This is a genomic window from Falsiruegeria mediterranea M17 (genome assembly GCF_900302455.1).
Taxonomy (GTDB): domain Bacteria; phylum Pseudomonadota; class Alphaproteobacteria; order Rhodobacterales; family Rhodobacteraceae; genus Falsiruegeria; species Falsiruegeria mediterranea.
Genome location: NZ_ONZG01000015.1, coordinates 13,278 through 31,958, shown reverse-complemented (window position 1 = coordinate 31,958; position 18,681 = coordinate 13,278). Strand labels below are relative to the sequence as shown.

Here is an 18,681-nt window from a genome sequence, read left to right as displayed (position 1 = left end):
TCGGGCGGCGGTTGAAAGGGTGACAATGACCAAGACGCCCTTGATCCCATCCGCCTTGTTGGATCGCCCCGGACAACTGGCAATCTCGCCAGGCATCTTGTCGGGCGGGCATGTGTTCCTGACCGGCATGACAGGAAGTTCGGCCGACGGGTCGATGCCAGATGATCCAAAGGTCCAGTTTCGCAATGCCTTTGCCAAGATTGCCGAGGTTTTGGGCGAGGCGGACCTGACGCTGGATTCGATTGTCGAGATGACAACCTATCATGTCGGTATGGAGGATCATTTTGACCAGTTCGACCGGGTCCGCCTTGACGTGTTAAACCCGCCTTATCCTGCCTGGACTGCGGTCGAAGTGGCCGGGTTGCGACGCAAGGGCGCTTTGGTCGAGATCAGGGTGATCGCGTCCGTCGAGGGTTAAACCTCTCGGGCGCTTGCCAACAGACCTGACAGCAAGTCAGCCTCGGGGTCATCTGATACCGGGCCGCCCGTGCGCCAGACGATGGACAGCGCGCATTTGACAGCGGCCCATTGGGCCAGACGCTGCTCGGGAACATCAAGTGCGTTGGCAAAGATGTCGCGACACCAGGTGATCCAGTCGGGATCGCGCAGCAGTTGGGGCAGGGCGCCGGGATGGCGAAATGCATTGGCCAACTCATACCCGATGTCACCGTGATAGCCCTTTGCGTCCAGCACGCGCGGACCTGCGTGGGTAACGATCACGTTCGAATGATGCAGGTCGCCGTGAAGCGGGCGCAAATCCGTGGCGGTGTTCAACAGGTGCCGCGCCAGGGCTGAGGCCTCTTTCAGGCTCTCGCGCAACGGATCCGGGCAACCTTGGGCACAGTGTACATCCAAGACAGGCGCCAGGACGGTGGGCAACTCTGGCAGGTCCAAGGCTGGCAGGACCGGCATTTCGTGCAGGCGCTGCGCCACCTCGGCCAACATCACAACGGCACGCCTGGGGTCGTCAGTGATCGCCACGTCCGCCAGCGACGGTCCCTCGAGCCACTCCATCACAATGGCTGCCCCGTCTTCGGCCAGAATGCGCACGGCACCACGATCGGCCCAGGCCTGCAACAGCGCGGAACCTGCGGCCTCATTCCCGCGATCCGCGCGCTTGTGCAGCTTGAGAACTGCGTGTGTGCCATCCGTTTGCCGCACCCGCCACAGGGTCGCGCCAGCCGTCTCGGCCAGCGGGTTTGGATCGTGCAGCGCAAGCCGCGACAGCGCCTGATTCAGCTCGTGATGCATTCCCGTCTCAGTCACCTTGTGGAGCGTCTCAGGTCTTGGTATCACGCAAGCCTGATCAAGCAAATCGAGACCCGACCATGCGCGCCGAAACCCAGAACATCGTGACCGAGATCGAAAAATCGCTGGAGCTTTTGGCGCAGCGGATGGATCACGAAACGGCCGCTTACCGGTTGGAAGAATTCAACGCTCGCGTCGAGGACCCGAACCTGTGGGACGACCCAGAAGCAGCGCAGAAATTGATGCGCGAGCGGCAGACGCTGGTCGATGCGATGGACACCTTCAACTCGATCAAGACCGATCTCACCGACAACGTCGAACTGATCGAACTGGGCGAGATGGAAGAGGACGAAGAAGTCGTCAAAGATGCCGAAGAGGCGTTGGCCACTTTGCGCGAAAAGGCGGCCGAGAAAGAGCTCGAGGCGCTTCTGGACGGCGAAGCTGACAGCAACGATACCTTCCTGGAGATCAACGCAGGTGCCGGTGGTACCGAAAGCTGTGATTGGGCGTCGATGCTGGCGCGGATGTATGTCCGTTGGGCCGAGAAAAAAGGCTATAAGGTCGAGCTGCAATCTGAGAGTGCGGGTGATGAGGCCGGGATCAAATCTGCCGCCTACAAGATTTCGGGGCACAACGCCTATGGCTGGCTGAAGTCCGAGAGCGGCGTGCACCGCCTGGTGCGCATTTCGCCCTATGACAGCGCCGCCAAGCGCCATACCTCGTTCAGCTCGGTCTGGGTGTATCCGGTCGTCGACGACAACATCGAGATCGAAGTGAACCCGGCCGACATCCGCATCGACACATATCGGTCGTCCGGTGCCGGTGGTCAGCACGTCAACACCACCGACTCGGCGGTGCGGATCACGCACAATCCCACGGGGATCGTCGTGACCAGCTCGGAAAAGTCGCAGCACCAGAACCGCGACATCGCAATGAAAGCCCTGAAATCGCGGCTCTATCAGATGGAGTTGGACCGTCGGAACGCGGACATCAACGCCGCGCACGAGGCCAAGGGCGATGCGGGCTGGGGCAACCAGATCCGCTCCTACGTTCTGCAGCCCTATCAGATGGTCAAGGACCTGCGCACCAACTTTGAAACCTCGGACACCAAGGGGGTGTTGGACGGTGACTTGGACGGGTTCATGGGCGCGACGTTGGCCATGGATGTGTCGGGCAAGTCGCGGGCCGAGGCGCAGGGCGAAGACTAGGCTGTTCGGGGGCGCTGCCCCTATCGCCTGCGGCGATTCCCCCGCCGTATTTTTCAACAAGAAGAAGCAGGAACGCGGTCGGGTTGGCCGCGCCGAAAAAGATTCATTCAAACAGTGGGTTTTAATGGAAATTCCGCAAGGCTAGGCTGACCCGACACCGGGAGAGCAGGGGGAGCGGAATGGACTTGAGCCAGGTTTCAGCGACGGGGCTGATTGCGGATTTGCAGTCGGGACGGCTCCGTGCCGTTGAAGTGATGCAGGCAACTTTGGACCGAATTGCTGCCGTCAACGGGCAGGTCAATGCGATCGTAGCGTTGCGCGATGCGGATGACCTGATGCGCGAGGCGGAGGCCGCCGATCGGGCCGAGGCGCGCGGTCCGCTGCATGGCCTGCCGATCGCGGTCAAGGATCTGGTGAATGTGGCAGGCATCGCATCGACCAGCGGGTCGCCGTCTCTCAAGGACTTTGTGCCGGACAAGGATGATGAACTTGCCCGTCGCCTGCGTACGGCGGGCTCCATTCTGATCGGTAAGACCAACACGCCGGAATTCGGCCTAGGCTCGCATACCTTCAACCCGGTCTACGGAGCGACCCGCAACCCCTATGATGCGAGCCGCAGCTGCGGCGGGTCATCCGGCGGCGCAGCGGTGGCGTTGGCGACAGGAATGCTGGCCTTGGCGGATGGCTCTGACATGATGGGATCGCTGCGCAATCCGGCGGCCTGGAACAATGTTTATGGGTTGCGGCCCAGCTGGGGGCGGGTGCCATCCGAGCCGGTGGGTGAAATGTTTCTGCATCAGCTGTCCACTCTGGGTCCCATGGCGCGCAGCCCAGAAGATATCGGCCTGCTGCTTGAAGTGCTCTCGGGCCCTGATCCGCGTCACCCGCATGGGGCGCCCGGCATGCCTGTGTCGCCAGTCGTGGCCCGTGAGGCCAAGGGGCTGCGCATCGGTTGGCTGGGCGATTGGGGCGGTGCCTTTGAGATGGAGGAGGGCATTCTGGCGCTCTGTGAACAAGCGCTTGGAGTGTTTGGCGATTTGGGTTGCCAGGTTGACGTCGTACCAGCCCCCTTTGATGCGGATGCGATGTGGGACAGCTGGGTGGATTTGCGGTCCTGGGCAGTTTCGAATTCTCTTGGCCCCCTGTATGAAGCGCAGGCCGATCTCAAGGACAGCGCGATCTGGGAGGTCGAGCGCGGGCTTGCCCTGTCGGGGCGTCAGATCCAACGGGCCAGCGCGATCCGGTCGGATTGGTTCCGCAGCGCGGCCGCGCTGCTTGAGGAGTATGATGCACTGGTCCTGCCTTCGGCGCAGACCTGGCCATTTGATGTGACCCAGCCTTATCCGACACAGATCAACGGCGTTGAAATGGACACCTATCACCGCTGGATGCAGGTGACCGTGCCCGTCAGCCTGATCGGGCTGCCCGCGCTGGCGGTGCCTGCGGGCTTTGGTTCCCAGGGGGTGCCGATGGGCTTCCAGCTTTTTGGCAAACGTGGCAGTGACGCGGATCTGTTGAATCTGGGTACAGCTTATCATGCAGCAACACAGTGGCCTCAGAAACGGCCTGCGCAGCCGGTACCGATGGAGGGCACGGTATAATGACGAAACCATTTGGCGTTCCCGCGCTATACCCCGCTTCGGTGTCGATGTTACGGCAAGCCCTGTCGCTTGGGTGGTCCGACTTCCGAAAGGCGCCTCTCTACGGGCTGCTGTTTTCGGGCATCTACATCGCGGCCGGTTGGGCGATGTACTGGATCACTGTGAGCACCGGAACAACCTTTTGGCTGGTGCTGGCAGCAATCGGCTTTCCGCTGATCGGCCCCTTTGCGGCCGTTGGGCTTTATGAGGTGTCACACCGTCTAAAACAGGGGCAACCCCTGAAATTCAGCGCAATCCTGGGTGTCGTGGTGCAACAAAGCCGCCGTCAACTGCCCTCGATCTGTGCGATCATCGTGGTGGTGTTCCTGTTCTGGTTCTTCCTGGGGCACATGATCTTTGCACTGTTCCTAGGGCTGTCGACGATGACCAATATCTCCTCCTCGTTCGAAGTGTTTCTGACACTGAACGGGCTCACGATGCTGGCCTTTGGCACCGTGGTGGGGGCGCTCTTTGCGCTGCTTCTCTATATGATCACGGTTTTGGCGATCCCGATGCTGCTGGACCGCGAGTTGGATTTCGTGACGGCGATGATCTCCAGCTTTGCCTATGTCAAAACCAACCCTGTGGTCATGCTGGGGTGGGCGGCTTTCATCGCCTTGGTGACTTTTGCGGCATTGATCCCAGGGTTCTTGGGGTTGTTTGTGGTCCTGCCATGGCTGGGACACGCCAGCTGGCACCTTTACGAACAGATCACCACCGAGCCCGCGACGTGATTCAGGACCGGCCGCCAAGGGAGAGGCTCACGCGGGCGCAGCCCGCGTGAGCCAGGCCCAACGGGAGGAGGTGCCCCGTCAGGGGCATTGACGACGGGCGGGAGCGCCCCCGTTGTCTAATTTTCCGACAAATCGGTCTCTCGGCCCTGCTGCGCCAGGCGGCGGCGCAGGTCATTTGCAACCGGCAGGCCCAGTTCCAGGGCAAAGACCATGGCATGGGTTAAATAGAAACAGGCGCTGTCAATGTCGGCAGCCTGATCGGCGGCCTCAGTGTACAAATCCACCAAGGCGCACTTGTCCTCTGCGGCATGCGCCGCCAACAGCCGGTCGTTCAGGTCGCTCATTCGGCGGCCTTCAACCCTCTGTAGGCTTGCAGCTTGCTTGCAACCCAATCGTGGAACACATGGGTTGGCCCGTCCATCGCCGGTGAGAACCGACCGCCATCAAAACCCGGCGCGGCGCGGCCCTTTTGCATACCCTCGACGACAAAGATGTCCTCCTCGAACACGGTTTTCCACTGTTCGGTGTTCTTGCGCCGCAGCTCGCGGCTGGTCTCTTCCGTCGTGTAGTAGAGATGGACGTTCTCGACCGTGCGGTCCTGTGCCTCGGGCACCAGAACGATGGCAAAGCTGTGGTCGCGATGCACACCCAGCAAGACGTTGGGATAGACGGCGATGTATTCGGCGGCTGTGTCCCACTTGTCGCTCAGCTCCTCGAAGTCGGCGAAAACCTCGCCGTTGTCTCCGGCAAGCTGGCGATAGACCAACGTTCCCTGACCGGAATAGGCGCGGGGATGCTCGATGTGATAATGATCTTCCAGACGCGAATAGCTGTTGAGCCCCGGATGCACCCAAGGCAGGTGATAGCTTTCGCAGTAGTTTTCGACCGCAAGCTTCCAGTTGCAGTTCACGGCCAGTTGGAACTTGCTGTCGTCGCCGCCGTGATAGATCGGCTTGTCGAATTCGGACCAGCGTTGCAACAGCTCCGCGTGGACGTCTTCAAACGCAGGCGCATGACCCGTGATGTTGATCCAGACAACACCCATCCAGATGTGGCTGCGCACCTCGATCAGACCCAGGGTGTCGCGGTCGATGTCGTCGTGGGTGTTCTGTCCCGGCCCGCCCACATGGGGGGTCGACACCAGGCGCCCTTGGGTGGAATAGCACCAGCTGTGATACGGGCAACGAATGGCACCTTCGATCTTGCGCGGCTCTTCGACCAGGATCATGCCACGGTGGCGGCAGATGTTCTGAAACACGCGGACTTCACCGTCGCGCCCGCGCAAGAGCAGCAGCGGCATTCCCAGGAACGTCAGCGGCACCGCGTCACCTGCTTCGGGTACATCGGCGGACACGGCCAGGCCAGCCCAGCCATCGGCCAAAAGCGCCTGGTTCTCTTCGGCAAAGACGGCGGGGTCGGTATAGTGGGCGTTCGGCAGACCGTTGGCACGTTCAATCGGCTGGGTCACGTCTGACAGGGTGGTTGTGGCTGTTGTCATGTCTGGCTCCATACTCTTGGACACCAGAAACCACGAACCGAAAGGGTCAGCCATTCAATCAGCGACGCGCGTTTGCAGGAAACGACATAGGTGTCGATTCCTGCAAACGGAGTCTCTGTAAGGTGTTACCTAAAGGGATCCTGCGGTTGCAGCAGGCGTCTATGGAACGGCATCAAGTCATCTTCGGAGATAAACCCGGACGTCCGGGCGACCTGAAAAATGCTGTTACGATCGGTGCCCAAATGCTCATAGACCATGCGGGCAGCACGCGTGCCCGTGACGCTTTCGCGGACGGTTCGGGTGACATACCCAACCCAAAAGTTGTTCTCGAACGAGGCGACACGAGACAAATAGTTGAAAGAGCAGGTCATCGCCTTGCGGCGTGAAATCACCAGTGCGACCCCGTCTTCCTGGCGCGCTGCAAACCCGCGGAACTCGCGTGTCCGCGCGTCGCTTGGAAGGCCTTGCTGCGACATTGCTTCCTTGGCTTCGTAGCCCCGGACATATGTCTGCCCTTCAAAGCGGTAGACATAGACGAGGCCGACGATGAATTGGCTGTCATTCACAAAGCTTCGCCGAGTGAAACGGTAAAATCCGCTGGGAAAGGTTTCTTCCGGCAGGTTTTTGACACCGGCCCCAAAAAAATCACTCAAGATTGGACCGTTCAGGATTTGCCCCTGCGAGGGAATGTTCTCGACCGGGTCCAGCAAGATACGCGCATCGACGTCAAAGAAGACGCAGATGCGCTCCAGAACATCTGGTCTTGGGAAGCTTTCTCCGGACAAGTAGCGGTTGAACTGCGTCCGATTGATGCCCAACCTACGAGATAACTCGGATATCGAGGGGTATTGCCGGGCAAGGATGCGCAAGTTTTCCCCAAACATGTTGCGCAACTCTGCAGGCGTGCGTGTTGACTTGGTCATTTGTGTCCCAGCACTGATTTTCGTTCGTTGTTTGAAACCGTGAAAAGCGGACGAGTGGACGCCGTTTTCAAACCAAATATCACACACTAGACGCAATTTAGCGTCAGAGCGGACGCGCAATTGCGTCACAAAGCTATCGACGTAGACACAAAAAGCAATAGCAAGACGCGCAAATAAGCATGTTTGTGGCATCAAAATTGCCCCAATCTTAAGGAAAACGATAGAATGGAACGGAATATGTTTGGTGTAGTTCTCTGGAGTAATCCAGTTGACCGCAAAGCGGTCATATGGTGCGAAGATCAAGGCGACTTGGCGTTCTATCGCCATACCGATGAAACGCAGAATCTGTCGTTGGAAGCTGGGGACTGGGTTCAGTTCGAACTAGAGACGCAGCGCAAACAGAGGTTTGCCTGCAATCCGAGGTTGATCCAAGGCGGTGCTTGCCGCTCTTTGCCAGATATGTTGACCGCTGCTCGGGATGAAATGAGTGGGGGGTCCGCACAAGGCACCGATGCAGGCCGGAACGGTGGAATTCAAACGGCCAATGTCATTCCGTTCAATCCAACGGGGCGTCGTTCCAGGGCAGAATTGATGGAGACCAAGGCCCGACACGCTTAAGCATCAGGCCTTGATCCAAAATTGTATCAGTCGCCGCGCAGCAATGCGGCAACACCTGTTCGGGCGATCTCTGCCAGACCCAGTGGGCGCATCAAATCTGCAAAAGCGTCGATTTTGTCCGGCGCGCCTGTGATTTCAAAGACAAATGAGTTCAGCGTGCTGTCGACAACATTGGCGCGGAAGATATCCGCCAGCCTCAGCGCCTCGACTCGCTTTTCACCATCACCGACCACTTTCAGCATCGCCAGTTCGCGTTCGACCGAGGGGCCTTCGACGGTCAGGTCGTGCACTTCATGCACCGACACAATGCGACCCAGTTGCGCTTTGATCTGTTCAATCACCTGCGGTGTACCGGTGGTGACAATGGTGATGCGGCTCAGGTGTCCGGTGTGGTCCACCTCGGCCACGGTCAGGCTTTCGATATTATAGCCGCGCCCCGAGAAGAGGCCAATGACACGGGCCAGAACACCAGGTTCGTTCTCCACCAGAACGGCGATGGTGTGGCGTTCCTGAACATCCGAAAAGTTCGGGCGTAGGTTATAGGCTGAATGGCGCGTGGCGCCTTTTTTGATGTGTAGGGCAGACATTTACGTCCCTTTCCTAAAGTCGTTGGCGCGCCCAGTGCTGGCTGCGCCGAATTCTGTAAGACAGGCGGTGCGGGTTAGACCAGCACCGAACCCTTTGAATCGATCACGCCCTGCGTCTCAGCCTCGCCAAGAAGCATTTCGTTGTGCGCCTTGCCGGACGGGATCATCGGGAAGCAGTTCTCATGCTTTTCCACCAGGCAGTCAAAAATCACCGGACCATCGTAGTTGATCATTTCCATGATCGCGTCATCCAGATCGGCGGGGTCGGAGCACAAGATACCCTTGGCGCCAAAGGCCTCGGCGAGCTTGACGAAATCGGGCAGAGCTTCGGACCAGCTGTGCGAGTAGCGCTCGCCGTGCAGCAGCTCCTGCCACTGGCGGACCATGCCCAAACGTTCGTTGTTCAGGATGAACTGCTTCACCGGCAGGCGGTACTGCGTCGCAGTGCCCATTTCCTGCATATTCATTAGCCAAGACGCTTCACCAGCCACGTTGATCACCAGCGCGTCTGGATGCGCCATCTGTACGCCGATGGAGGCCGGGAAGCCGTAGCCCATGGTGCCCAGACCACCGGATGTCATCCAGCGGTTGGGATCTTCGAACCCCAGATATTGCGCCGCCCACATCTGGTGCTGGCCAACTTCGGTTGTGATGTAGCGATCATGATCCTTTGTCAGTTCCTCAAGGCGGGCAAGTGCATGTTGCGGCTTGATGGTCTTGCCTTCTTGCGTGAAGGCCAAGCAGTTGACCTTGCGCCAGTCGCTTATCTGCGCCTGCCAATGTGCCACATTCGCGGAATCCGTCTTGCGACCGCGCGATTTCCAGACCTTCAGGATATCTTCAAGCACATGGGCAACGTCGCCCACGATGGGGATATCAACACGGATCACCTTGTTGATCGAACTGGGGTCGATGTCGATATGCGCCTTTTTCGAGTTCGGGCTGAAGGCGTCGATGCGGCCGGTGATGCGGTCGTCGAACCGAGCGCCGATGTTGATCATCAAGTCGCAGTCATGCATCGCCATGTTGGCCTCATAAAGACCATGCATGCCCAGCATCCCGATCCAGTTATCACCCGAGGCAGGGTAGGCGCCAAGGCCCATCAAGGTCGAGGTGATTGGGAAACCGGTCGCGTCGACCAATTCGCGCAGCAATTGGCTGGCCGCGGGGCCAGAGTTGATCACGCCACCACCGGTGTAGAAAACCGGCTTCTTGGCAGTTTCGATTGCGGCGACCAGCTCGGTGATCTCTTCCATGTCGCCTTTGACGATCGGCTGATAATGCGAAGCAGAAGGTTTGGGCGGTTGGTATTCACCGTTGGCAAATTGAACATCCTTGGGGATGTCGATCAGAACCGGGCCGGGGCGGCCTGCGGTTGCGACGTGAAACGCCTCGTGAATGGTGGCCGCCAGCGTGTCGGTCTCTTTCACCAGCCAGTTGTGCTTGGTGCAAGGCCGCGTGATGCCCACGGTATCAGCCTCTTGAAAGGCGTCCGAGCCGATCATGAACGTTGGGACCTGGCCGGTCAGAACCACAATCGGGATCGAATCCAGCAATGCGTCGGTCAGGCCGGTCACCGCGTTGGTGGCCCCTGGACCGGATGTCACCAGCGCAACGCCGGGCTTACCGGTCGACCGCGCATATCCTTCGGCGGCATGCACCGCGCCCTGTTCGTGGCGGACCAGGATGTGGCGGATGTCGTTTTGCAGGAAAATTTCATCATAAATCGGCAGAACGGCGCCGCCTGGGTATCCAAAGACGGTGTCGACGCCCTGATCCTTGAGGGCTTGAACCACCATTTTTGCGCCGGTCATTTCACGTGTCATCTGCTTTGCTCCATTGGCGACATGCGTCCTGTTTGCATAAAAAAAGCCCCCGAACTTTCGGAGGCGCATGGGTTAGATTGTGGTCTACCGTCACCGGCCCATGCGCGTTGTTCCTACGATTACGACTAGCGAGTTCATTGCCAGCGGCTCCTTTTAGCTTGAAGGGGACATTATGAGCGGCATGCGAGGGCGTCAACAGGCAATGTAGATGAATTTGTATCCCGAAGGAGTGATTTTGCGACATTTTCTTGCGCAAACCAAAGGGTGCGACGAAATATCCAGAAATTTAACCCGCGTGAGGGCCGAGTGACGGCAATTTTCAAGGTCTGAATCCGTCATCGCCTTGTCCAAAATGTGCCAGATCAGAGGGGATCAGGGTGGCAGGCTGAAGTCAGTTCGAGGTTATTGAGGAGGTGAGCGATGGAATTGCACGATCTTGTGGATCTGGGGCGCTATCCCATCGACCGCCCCGACAGCCCCGCATATGAGCGGATGATCCTGGACCTGCGCCGCGAGTTGGACACGGATGGCTGCGCTGTGCTGCCGGGGTTCGTGCATGACGAGGGGATCACGGCGCTGGTGAAAGAGGCGGACAAGGTGACGCCAAATGCCCATCGCTCGTTCGGGCGTACCAATGCCTATTTCAGCCAGGACGACCCCAAGTTGCGGCGTACTCATCCGATCCGACAGTTTTTTGATCGCTCCAACGCCTTTGTTCCTGCAGACAACTTTCTGTCCAAGGGACCACTGCGGCGGATCTATGAATATTCGGGCTTCATGCCGTTCATTCGCGCCGCCTTGAACGAGCCCGAGGATCGGTTCTTTCGCTATGATGACCCGTTGGCGGATGTGATCATCAACGTGGTGGAAGAGGGGCAGGGGTTTCCCTGGCATTTTGACACCAACAACTTCACGGTGACGCTTGCGATACAGAATGGCGACACGGGCGGCCAGTTCGAATATGTGCCGGGGTTACGGACTAGCGAAGACGAGAATTTCGAAGGTGTCGCGCGCGTGTTGGATGGGGACATGCGCAATGTCCGGCAGTTGGAGTTGCAGCCCGGTGATCTGCAGATCTTCAAGGGGCGGTATTCCTTGCACAGGGTCGCTGCTGTGAAGGGCGAGCGGACCCGCTATGTGGGCATCTTCTCTTTTGTTGAAACCGAAGGGATGTGTGGTGGAGTAGAGCGAACAAAACAACTCTATGGCCGTGTGTTGCAGCACCACTATGATCGCGAAGGGCGTCGGTCGGATCAGTTGTTAGACTAGTTCGGCGGCGCTCCCGCCCGGTTCACGTGCATCAAAGATGCCCTCAACCGGTTGGGCGTGGCAGCCCTGCAGGGCTTTGCCCCTTGTGCTGCGGGGCGTGGCGCCCAGGGTCAGGACCCATTAATCCTGCAACGCTGGCGCGCGAACAGCAAAAATAGCGGAGCTTTTGAGCGCGCCGGGACTAGCTGATTTTCCCTCTGAGCCGCGTCACACTCCCTTGAAATAGAACCACTATTCCTGCGGGTCTGTTCCTAGTCAGAGAAAAAATCATTCAAATCAGCGACCTAAAGCTGGGCGCCGGTGCCTTGCAGCATGCCGTGTTCCATTGCGTAGCGGGTCAATCCGGCCGTGGAGGAGATGCCCAGCTTGCGCTTGATGTTCTTGCGGTGCGTTTCCACGGTGCGGACCGAGATGTCCAGCGCGATGGCCACCTCTTTGTTGGATTTGCCCTGCGCCAGCTGGAGAAGGATGGTCTGTTCACGCCCGGTCAATGCCTCGCGCGTGGTGCCGTCCTTGGGCTCTAGCGAGCCCTTGGCCCCGGTGCAGAGGTAGCGTTCGCCATTCATCACCGTGTCGATTGCCTGTTTGATTTCATCCGTGGGCACGTCCTTGAGCACGTAGCCCATGGCGCCGTAGCTGAGCGCGGTGGAGATGTATTCGGGGCTGTCATGCATCGACAGGATCAGGATGCGAGTGTCGGGGGCGCGTTCCAGCAGGATCTCGGTCGCGGACAGCCCGCCGAGGCCAGGCATGTTCAGGTCCATCAGGATCACGTCGGGTTTCAGGGTTTCGGTTTGGTCAACCACCTCTTGGCCGTTGCCGAGCGTGCCGACAACTTCGATATCGTCATAGCTTTCCAGGATCGACTGAATCCCTTCGGCGACCATGGGGTGATCGTCGACGATCAGCACGCGCACGAGGCTTTGTGTCATGACGTCATCTCCTTTGGCGCGGTTTCATCCTGCGGTGGCAACAGGTGCGAGAGGGGCAGATGCACCTCGATCACCGTTCCGCTTTGCGCGCCGCGTGATGACAGAATGCGCAGGGTGCCGTCAAGCTGCTCGATCCGCTCCTGCATGTTGCGCAGGCCCAGGCCGGAACTCACGTGATCGGGACCTGAGCGGATGCCGCGCCCGTTGTCAGTGATCCGCATGGTGGCGCCTTTCTTGTGGCCGCGCAGGTCCATGGTGACGTGGGTCGCCTCGGAATGACGCTCGATATTGGTCAGCGCCTCTTGTGCGATCCGATAAAGCGCGATCTTGGCGTCCTGGTCCAGGCGGTTGCGGAAGACCACGGTGGTGAATTCCGTCTCGATCCCCGTTCGCTCGCTGAAATCATCTGTCAGCGCCTTGAGCGCCGGGCCAAGGCCCAGATCATCCAGCACACCGGGGCGCAGGTCGCGGCTGATGCGGCGTACCTCGGTGATGGCGGTGCCCAGATTGTCGAGGCCCTTGTCCAGAGGATCCTGTGCGCCATCGTGATCCCCGCGGGCCAGGCGACGGCGGGTGTTGTCGAGCGCATAGCGCACGCCCACTAGGATCTGGCTGATGCCGTCGTGCAGCTCGCGCGCCACGCGACCGCGTTCCTCTTCCTGGGCGTCGAACACCCGCTGGGTCAACTCCTTGAGCTTGGCGTCGGCCAGGCGGCGTTCGCGGATGTTGAGCATCATGCCGGACAAAAAGACGGTGAGCAGGGCGCCTAGCGTAATAGCACCGATATAGACGAATGTGCGCTGAACACGCGCTTCAACTTCGGCCCGAGCCGCGGCGACTGAGGCAAGAACATCATCAATAAAGACACCGGTTCCAACCGCCCATCGCCAGCTTTGAAAGCCGGTGACATAGGCCACCATCTGCGCCTCTTCCCCGGTGGATGGCTTGGGCCACATAAATGTGTGCCAGCCTGCGCCCTGTCGCGCCAATCGGATCAATTCGTCCACCACCGGCGTGCCGGCACTGTCTGTCAAACCGGCCCAGTTTTCATTGATCATCTCGGTCTGGCGGGGGCTGACGATATTGGTTCCGTCGTATTCGTAGACAAAGAAGAAACCGTCAGTGCCATAGATCATCGCCGACAGGATCTGTGTGACCTGGTCCTTGGCCTCCTGATCGTCGGGCTGAGCCGAGCCGTAGATGTAGTAGAACCCGTTGCGGGCCTGGGTCACATAGTTGCGCAGCTCGGCTTTCTTCGCCTCGAGCAGCTGTTGTTCCAGCGCGTCGATCTCGCGTTCGGCCAGGGCGCGGCTTTGATAGGCGACCAGTGCGGCAATTGCCGCCACAGCGCAGACCAACGGCAGCGTCGCCAGTAGCGAGAGCTTTTGCGCATAGTTGGGGCGCAGGATGTTGGTCAGAAACCGCATGGCGAATCGATACGAGAAGTTGCGCCAAAAAGCAAAGAGGCAGGAAAAATACATGTAAATACGGGTGCAAAGGGGCGTGATTTCAGTAACTTTTCCTACGTCAGAGGCAAAAAATCCGGCTTTCTACGCAGTACTAGGTATTCACATCAAAGTGAGGGTCGCTAGGCTTGGCCACACTGAAAACGATCCGTCCGCGCCTTTGAGAGGGGGCTCGGGCACTGTACAATTTTGGGAGGAATGTCTCTGATGGATCGCCGTTCTTTTTTGAAAACATCCGCACTTGGCGGTAGCGCCGCAGCCGCCACAACGTTGGCAGCACCGGCCTATGCGCAGGGCAAGCGGACCCTGACCATGGTTCAGTCCTGGCCCCGCGGCTTTGCGGTTCTGGATGATGCGGCCAGCTATATGGTCGAAATGGTTGGCGCCATGTCTGACGGTCAGCTGACCATCGACAAGAAAGCACCGGGCGAGCTGGTGGGCGCGCTGGAAGTGTTCGACGCCGTATCGTCGGGCCAGGCGGACATGTACCACTCGGCCGACTACTATTTCATTGGTCAGCACCCGGGTTACGCCTATTTCACCGCCGTTCCGTTCGGCGGCACCGCTCAGGAAGTCACCAACTGGTACTACCATGGCGGCGGCGAAGAGCTGCACGATGAACTGGGTGAGATCTTTAACCTGAAAGGCCTGCTGGCCGGTAACTCGGGTTCGCAGTCCGGTGGTTGGTTCCGCAAAGAAATCAACTCGGCCGCTGACTTCAACGGTCTGAAGTTCCGTATGCCGGGTCTGGGTGGCAAGGTTCTGGGTAAACTGGGCGCATCCGTGCAGAACATCCCTGGTGGCGAACTGTATCAGGCGCTGTCGTCGGGTGCTCTGGACGGTCTGGAGTGGGTTGGCCCGATGGCTGACGAACGCGCCGGCTTCCAGGAAGTTGCCAAGGTCTACTACACTGCGGGCTTCCACGAGCCAGGTTCGGCTCTGGCCGCTTCGGTCAACTTGGACGTCTGGAACGACCTGACACCGCAGCACCAGGCAATCCTGCGCAACGCGTCGATGGCCGTGACCCACTACCAGCTGTCGGAAACCCTGGCCAACAACGGTGCCGCTCTGGCCCGTCTGCAGGCGCAAGGCGTCAAGACCCTGCAATTCTCGGACGATGTCTGGGATGCGTTCGGCAAAGCGTCGGCAGAGGTTATGGACGAAAACATGGGCGACGAGATCTTTGCAAAGATCCGTGGTTCGTTCGAAGAGTCGCTGGCGAACTCGGCGTCCTGGATCAACAAGTCGGACGGCTACTACGTTCAGCAGCGCATTCGCGTTCTGGGCGGCTAAGCCATCATTTGACACGAAAGAGGCCCCGCATCGGGGCCTCTTTTGCAGTGCACCCGGCACTGCCTGAGCAGACCCCGAAGATGGGTCACGGGGAATATACTGGGGGACACCATGCAGGAAGAGAGTACTGCGAGCCTCGGCTCGGCGTTCGGCGCCCTATGGAATGGGTTGCTGTGGACGCTGCAAAACCTTGCCGAAGCATTTTTGAACATTGGATACGCCATTGCGAACCCGTCGCTGTGGCTGGACTGGTCCAACAAAGAAGCAGTCATGCGCTTCGTCTATTACGGGGGATCGGTGGAGTTCTTCTTTGCCGTCTTTGTCATTGTTCTGATGATCACCATCATCGGCATGATCCGCAACCAATTCATGTGGGGGTGCGTGCGCGTCCTCGAAGGGTTCGCCAACATCGTTGGCCGCTTCTTCGCCTGGGCCGGTCTGCTGATGGTGCTGCAACAGATCATCATCGTCTTCATGCAGCGGATTTTCACCCGTCCGGACATCGTGTTCGGTTTTGGGGTTCCGATGCAGTTCGACATCAGCTGGTATGCTGAAGAACTCAAGCTTTACAACGCCTTGGTGGTCGCTCTTTGTGTGACTTACACCTTTGTGCAGGGCGGCCATGTCCGCGTTGATCTGATTTATTCCGCCGTGCGCTTTCGCACCAAGAAGGTCATCGACATGTTCGGCTCGGTCTTCTTCATGATCCCGACCGCCGTGCTGATCTGGATGTATGGCTGGTACTTCATGTGGCGTCACCTGATCGTGCCGAAGCCGTCGGCCAGTGACGCGCTGGATCGGTTGCTGCTCAAATCGCGCGCGATGCGGTGGAATGTGGAAACCATCGGCTTTTCGCCAAATGGGTTTACTGCATATTTCATCTTCAAGATCCTGCTGGTGGCCTTTGCCGGACTGGTCTTTCTGCACGCGATTGCCTTCTTCTACCGCTCGTACCTCGAGTTCGTCGAAGGCGAAGGCAGCGAAAACAAATACCTCGACAAGGATAGTCTTGGAGAGGGTGAAGAAGCCTATGAAGGCGCTCATTGAGAATAGGAACCTGAGCTATGCTATTCGGTCTTGATGGCGTCGAAGTCGGCCTCATTATTGTGTTCTTCTGCCTCTTCGGAGGCATCCTGTCCGGTTTTCCGGTGGCCTTTGCCATCGGTGGGGCTGGCATCATCTCGTTTGGTATCATCGCCGCGCTCGACAGCGCGGGGCTGCTGATCCACCAGGCAATCGACACCTCGTCCACGGTTTATCGTGATCTGGTCAATTCCGGCGTCAAACCGGACTCGATCTCGGTCTTTAGGTATCCAGAGTTACCCAGAGTGGCCGAGGCGGTCTTCCCCAAGGGTTGGGAAGTTGCGATGGATCGCAACGTCTCGTTCATCGTGAACCGCATCAACGAGCGTGTTCTGGCGGGACAGTCGATTGAAACCCTGCTGGCGGTTCTGATGTTCGTCCTGATGGGCATCACACTGGAACGGTCCAAGATCGCCGACGATCTGCTGACCACCATGGCGCGCGTCTTTGGCCCGCTGCCTGGCGGTCTGGCGGTGTCAATTGTTGTCGTGGGGGCTTTCCTGGCTGCTTCGACCGGTATCGTTGGCGCGACTGTTGTCACGATGGGTCTGTTGGCGTTGCCGACCATGTTGCGGAACGGGTATTCGCCCGAACTGGCAACGGGCGTCATCGCGGCATCAGGCACGTTGGGGCAGATCATTCCGCCCTCGATCGTGATCGTTCTGCTGGGTACCCTGGCCGGTGACCTTTATTCGGCGGCACAGGAAAGCCGTGCGGTTGCAGCGGGTTGTACCGATGCGTTGACCTATCTGGGCAAGCCTGCGGTTGTGTCCGTGGGGACCCTGTTCCAGGCGGCGCTGTTGCCGGGGATCATGCTGGCACTGCTTTATGCGCTTTATGCATTCGGCTATGCGATGTTAAACCCGGACAAGGCACCTGCTGTGGAAATGGGAAGCTCCAACAACGAGCCGATCACCCGCAAAGAGGGCCTGCTGTGGTTCTTGGCGGCACCTGTCGGTCTGATCGGTGGCGTGTTCCTGCTGGGCAGCGTTGGCCTGGTTGGATCGCAGGACATCACCGTCTCGGCCTTCTCGGACATCGGTGAGGGCGCCAGCCTGCGCACCAATGTCGGCGAGGAATGCCAGGCGTCGATGATCGAACTGCACGGGCAAGAGGCGTGGGATGCTGCTGTAACCGAGCAGCAGGCGATCAACGATGCAGGTGGTGTGACACAAAGCGAACGCCTGAGCGACGAACAGATCGCCGAGGCCCGCCAGGCCAAGATCGACGCAGCCGCGCCGATTGGCACCGGGCTGGCGGTTCTGGCAGTGCTCTTGGGTCTGACCCTGATCCTGGGTCGTGGCATCGCGCCGTCCAGGGACACCAAGCCGCTGATTGTGGGGACCATTGGCCTTTTGCTGGTGGTGCTGGTGGACGTCCTCTTTGTGAAGCCTACCACGTCCTCGGGCGTAATGGCGGTGATGCTGGCCATCCCGGCGGTCATCGCGCTCTATGGCTGTAAAGAGGCGGCAATTCGCGCCACCAAGAATGAGCTGATCCGGGTGGTCTTCCCCCCGCTGGTTCTGATCATCGCGGTTCTGGGTTCGATCTTGGGCGGCATCACCAACCCGACGCCGGCTGCGGCGCTTGGGGCAGGCGGGGCCATCATGCTGGCGGCCTATCGCAAGCTGCAGGACGACGGGCGTTCGGGCAAGGTGATCATCATGTCCACCTTCGCGATCCTGATCTGTATCCTGGTGGGTGTGAACTTTGACCTTCGGATCAATCAGGACGGTGTGAGTGTTGAAACCTGGATCGCGTTCTTTGTTGCCTATGCGGCGTACCTTTATGCGCTGTTCGGTTTGATCTTTGCCTGCTGGGTTCTGTACGGCGGCGGGGTTCTGACACCAGTGGTTCGCGAGACTGCCAAGGTTACATCTATGGTGTTCACCATCTTGATCGGCTCTCAGCTGCTCAACCTGGTGGTCATCTCCTTTGGCGGCGAGCACTACATCCAGCAGTTCCTGAAGAGCTTTGACAACGAGTTCACGGTCTTCCTGATCGTGATGCTGGTGCTCTTCATCCTGGGCTTTGTGCTCGACTTCCTGGAGATCATCTACATCGTGATCCCGATCGTGGGGCCGGTGATCTATGGTGGGTCGTTCGACCCGAAATGGGTCACGATCATGGTGGCGGTGAACCTGCAGACCTCGTTCCTGACGCCACCCTTTGGGTTCGCGCTGTTCTACCTGCGCGGCGTGGCCCCAAAAGAGGTGACAACAGGGCACATCTACCGCGGGATCCTGCCGTTTGTGCTGATCCAGGTGGCGGGGCTTGCGATCCTGTGGACCTTCCCCAGCATCGTGACCATCATCCCGGACCTGATCCCGAATTGATGTCGGTACTGATCTGAACC

16 protein-coding genes are annotated in these 18,681 nt (G+C 59.1%); 8 read left to right on the top strand and 8 right to left on the bottom strand.

Annotation, left to right across the window (positions count from 1 at the left end; translation table 11 throughout):
- Nucleotides 1–25: 25 nt before the first annotated feature.
- Nucleotides 26–418, top strand: a complete 393-nt coding sequence (locus TRM7615_RS22550) for a RidA family protein (RefSeq protein WP_108792008.1) — start codon at nt 26–28, stop codon at nt 416–418.
- On the opposite strand, the gene TRM7615_RS22545 is transcribed toward TRM7615_RS22550, so the two are convergent.
- Complete coding sequence (locus tag TRM7615_RS22545) at nt 415–1,251, bottom strand: aminoglycoside phosphotransferase family protein (RefSeq protein WP_108792006.1); 837 nt, start codon at nt 1,249–1,251, stop codon at nt 415–417. The genes TRM7615_RS22550 and TRM7615_RS22545 overlap by 4 nt on opposite strands.
- Before the next feature lie 77 nt (nt 1,252–1,328).
- On the opposite strand from TRM7615_RS22545, the gene prfB reads away from it, so the two are divergent.
- From prfB to TRM7615_RS22530, 3 genes are all read left to right on the top strand, one after another.
- Nucleotides 1,329–2,456, top strand: coding sequence for a peptide chain release factor 2 (gene prfB / locus TRM7615_RS22540; protein ID WP_108792004.1), 1,128 nt, complete (start codon nt 1,329–1,331; stop codon nt 2,454–2,456).
- A gap of 179 nt (nt 2,457–2,635) precedes the next feature.
- Nucleotides 2,636–4,057, top strand: coding sequence for an amidase (locus tag TRM7615_RS22535; protein ID WP_108792002.1), 1,422 nt, complete (start codon nt 2,636–2,638; stop codon nt 4,055–4,057).
- Nucleotides 4,057–4,830, top strand: a complete 774-nt coding sequence (locus TRM7615_RS22530; RefSeq protein ID WP_181892839.1) for a DUF2189 domain-containing protein — start codon at nt 4,057–4,059, stop codon at nt 4,828–4,830. The genes TRM7615_RS22535 and TRM7615_RS22530 overlap by 1 nt, the downstream gene beginning before the upstream one ends.
- A gap of 116 nt (nt 4,831–4,946) precedes the next feature.
- Here the strand turns inward: TRM7615_RS22530 and TRM7615_RS22525 are convergent, their stop codons facing one another.
- The 5 genes from TRM7615_RS22525 to TRM7615_RS22500 all read right to left on the bottom strand — a co-directional run bounded on the left by TRM7615_RS22525 (nt 4,947) and on the right by TRM7615_RS22500 (nt 10,282).
- Nucleotides 4,947–5,174: a hypothetical protein gene (locus tag TRM7615_RS22525; RefSeq protein WP_108792000.1), complete on the bottom strand. Its 228-nt coding sequence runs from the start codon at nt 5,172–5,174 to the stop codon at nt 4,947–4,949.
- Nucleotides 5,171–6,328, bottom strand: coding sequence for an aromatic ring-hydroxylating oxygenase subunit alpha (locus TRM7615_RS22520; RefSeq protein ID WP_108792119.1), 1,158 nt, complete (start codon nt 6,326–6,328; stop codon nt 5,171–5,173). Before TRM7615_RS22520 ends, TRM7615_RS22525 begins: the two co-directional genes overlap by 4 nt.
- A 125-nt stretch (nt 6,329–6,453) precedes the next feature.
- Nucleotides 6,454–7,251: a helix-turn-helix domain-containing protein gene (locus TRM7615_RS22515; RefSeq protein WP_108791998.1), complete on the bottom strand. Its 798-nt coding sequence runs from the start codon at nt 7,249–7,251 to the stop codon at nt 6,454–6,456.
- Nucleotides 7,252–7,895: 644 nt separating this feature from the next.
- Nucleotides 7,896–8,456: an acetolactate synthase small subunit gene (ilvN, locus tag TRM7615_RS22505; protein ID WP_108791994.1), complete on the bottom strand. Its 561-nt coding sequence runs from the start codon at nt 8,454–8,456 to the stop codon at nt 7,896–7,898.
- A gap of 74 nt (nt 8,457–8,530) precedes the next feature.
- The gene (locus TRM7615_RS22500; protein WP_108791992.1) at nt 8,531–10,282 is read right to left on the bottom strand and encodes an acetolactate synthase 3 large subunit; all 1,752 of its coding nucleotides are present in this window, start codon (nt 10,280–10,282) and stop codon (nt 8,531–8,533) included.
- A 420-nt stretch (nt 10,283–10,702) separates the two neighbouring features.
- Here TRM7615_RS22500 and TRM7615_RS22495 point away from each other — a divergent pair, with 420 nt between their 5' ends.
- The gene (locus TRM7615_RS22495) at nt 10,703–11,551 is read left to right on the top strand and encodes a HalD/BesD family halogenase (RefSeq protein WP_108791990.1); all 849 of its coding nucleotides are present in this window, start codon (nt 10,703–10,705) and stop codon (nt 11,549–11,551) included.
- 284 nt (nt 11,552–11,835) lie between these two features.
- Here the strand turns inward: TRM7615_RS22495 and TRM7615_RS22490 are convergent, their stop codons facing one another.
- Both TRM7615_RS22490 and TRM7615_RS22485 read right to left on the bottom strand, forming a co-directional pair.
- A complete protein-coding gene (locus TRM7615_RS22490) occupies nt 11,836–12,483 on the bottom strand; it encodes a response regulator transcription factor (protein WP_108791988.1) in 648 nt (215 codons plus the stop codon).
- Nucleotides 12,480–13,910 (bottom strand): cache domain-containing protein, encoded by a 1,431-nt coding sequence (locus TRM7615_RS22485; protein WP_108792117.1) that lies wholly within the window; start codon nt 13,908–13,910, stop codon nt 12,480–12,482. The genes TRM7615_RS22490 and TRM7615_RS22485 overlap by 4 nt, the downstream gene beginning before the upstream one ends.
- A gap of 246 nt (nt 13,911–14,156) precedes the next feature.
- On the opposite strand from TRM7615_RS22485, the gene TRM7615_RS22480 reads away from it, so the two are divergent.
- The 3 genes from TRM7615_RS22480 to TRM7615_RS22470 all read left to right on the top strand — a co-directional run bounded on the left by TRM7615_RS22480 (nt 14,157) and on the right by TRM7615_RS22470 (nt 18,661).
- Nucleotides 14,157–15,242 (top strand): TRAP transporter substrate-binding protein, encoded by a 1,086-nt coding sequence (locus TRM7615_RS22480; protein ID WP_085796332.1) that lies wholly within the window; start codon nt 14,157–14,159, stop codon nt 15,240–15,242.
- A 111-nt stretch (nt 15,243–15,353) separates the two neighbouring features.
- The gene (locus tag TRM7615_RS22475) at nt 15,354–16,289 is read left to right on the top strand and encodes a TRAP transporter small permease subunit (protein WP_108791986.1); all 936 of its coding nucleotides are present in this window, start codon (nt 15,354–15,356) and stop codon (nt 16,287–16,289) included.
- Between the two features lie 17 nt (nt 16,290–16,306).
- Nucleotides 16,307–18,661, top strand: coding sequence for a TRAP transporter large permease (locus TRM7615_RS22470; RefSeq protein WP_108791984.1), 2,355 nt, complete (start codon nt 16,307–16,309; stop codon nt 18,659–18,661).
- The last annotated feature ends 20 nt before the right edge of the window (nt 18,662–18,681 follow it).

Bases quoted from the DNA above. Each gene is read 5' to 3' on its own strand.
- TRM7615_RS22500 (WP_108791992.1), bottom strand. From the start codon at position 10,282: ATGACACGTGAAATGACCGGCGCAAAAATGGTGGTTCAAGCCCTCAAG.
- TRM7615_RS22530 (WP_181892839.1), top strand. From the start codon at position 4,057: ATGACGAAACCATTTGGCGTTCCCGCGCTATACCCCGCTTCGGTGTCG.
- TRM7615_RS22495 (WP_108791990.1), top strand. From the start codon at position 10,703: ATGGAATTGCACGATCTTGTGGATCTGGGGCGCTATCCCATCGACCGC.
- prfB (WP_108792004.1), top strand. From the start codon at position 1,329: ATGCGCGCCGAAACCCAGAACATCGTGACCGAGATCGAAAAATCGCTG.
- TRM7615_RS22490 (WP_108791988.1), bottom strand. From the start codon at position 12,483: ATGACACAAAGCCTCGTGCGCGTGCTGATCGTCGACGATCACCCCATG.
- TRM7615_RS22525 (WP_108792000.1), bottom strand. From the start codon at position 5,174: ATGAGCGACCTGAACGACCGGCTGTTGGCGGCGCATGCCGCAGAGGAC.
- TRM7615_RS22535 (WP_108792002.1), top strand. From the start codon at position 2,636: ATGGACTTGAGCCAGGTTTCAGCGACGGGGCTGATTGCGGATTTGCAG.
- TRM7615_RS22515 (WP_108791998.1), bottom strand. From the start codon at position 7,251: ATGACCAAGTCAACACGCACGCCTGCAGAGTTGCGCAACATGTTTGGG.
- TRM7615_RS22470 (WP_108791984.1), top strand. From the start codon at position 16,307: ATGCTATTCGGTCTTGATGGCGTCGAAGTCGGCCTCATTATTGTGTTC.
- TRM7615_RS22520 (WP_108792119.1), bottom strand. From the start codon at position 6,328: ATGACAACAGCCACAACCACCCTGTCAGACGTGACCCAGCCGATTGAA.
- TRM7615_RS22545 (WP_108792006.1), bottom strand. From the start codon at position 1,251: ATGCATCACGAGCTGAATCAGGCGCTGTCGCGGCTTGCGCTGCACGAT.
- TRM7615_RS22550 (WP_108792008.1), top strand. From the start codon at position 26: ATGACCAAGACGCCCTTGATCCCATCCGCCTTGTTGGATCGCCCCGGA.
- ilvN (WP_108791994.1), bottom strand. From the start codon at position 8,456: ATGTCTGCCCTACACATCAAAAAAGGCGCCACGCGCCATTCAGCCTAT.
- TRM7615_RS22480 (WP_085796332.1), top strand. From the start codon at position 14,157: ATGGATCGCCGTTCTTTTTTGAAAACATCCGCACTTGGCGGTAGCGCC.
- TRM7615_RS22485 (WP_108792117.1), bottom strand. From the start codon at position 13,910: ATGCGGTTTCTGACCAACATCCTGCGCCCCAACTATGCGCAAAAGCTC.
- TRM7615_RS22475 (WP_108791986.1), top strand. From the start codon at position 15,354: ATGCAGGAAGAGAGTACTGCGAGCCTCGGCTCGGCGTTCGGCGCCCTA.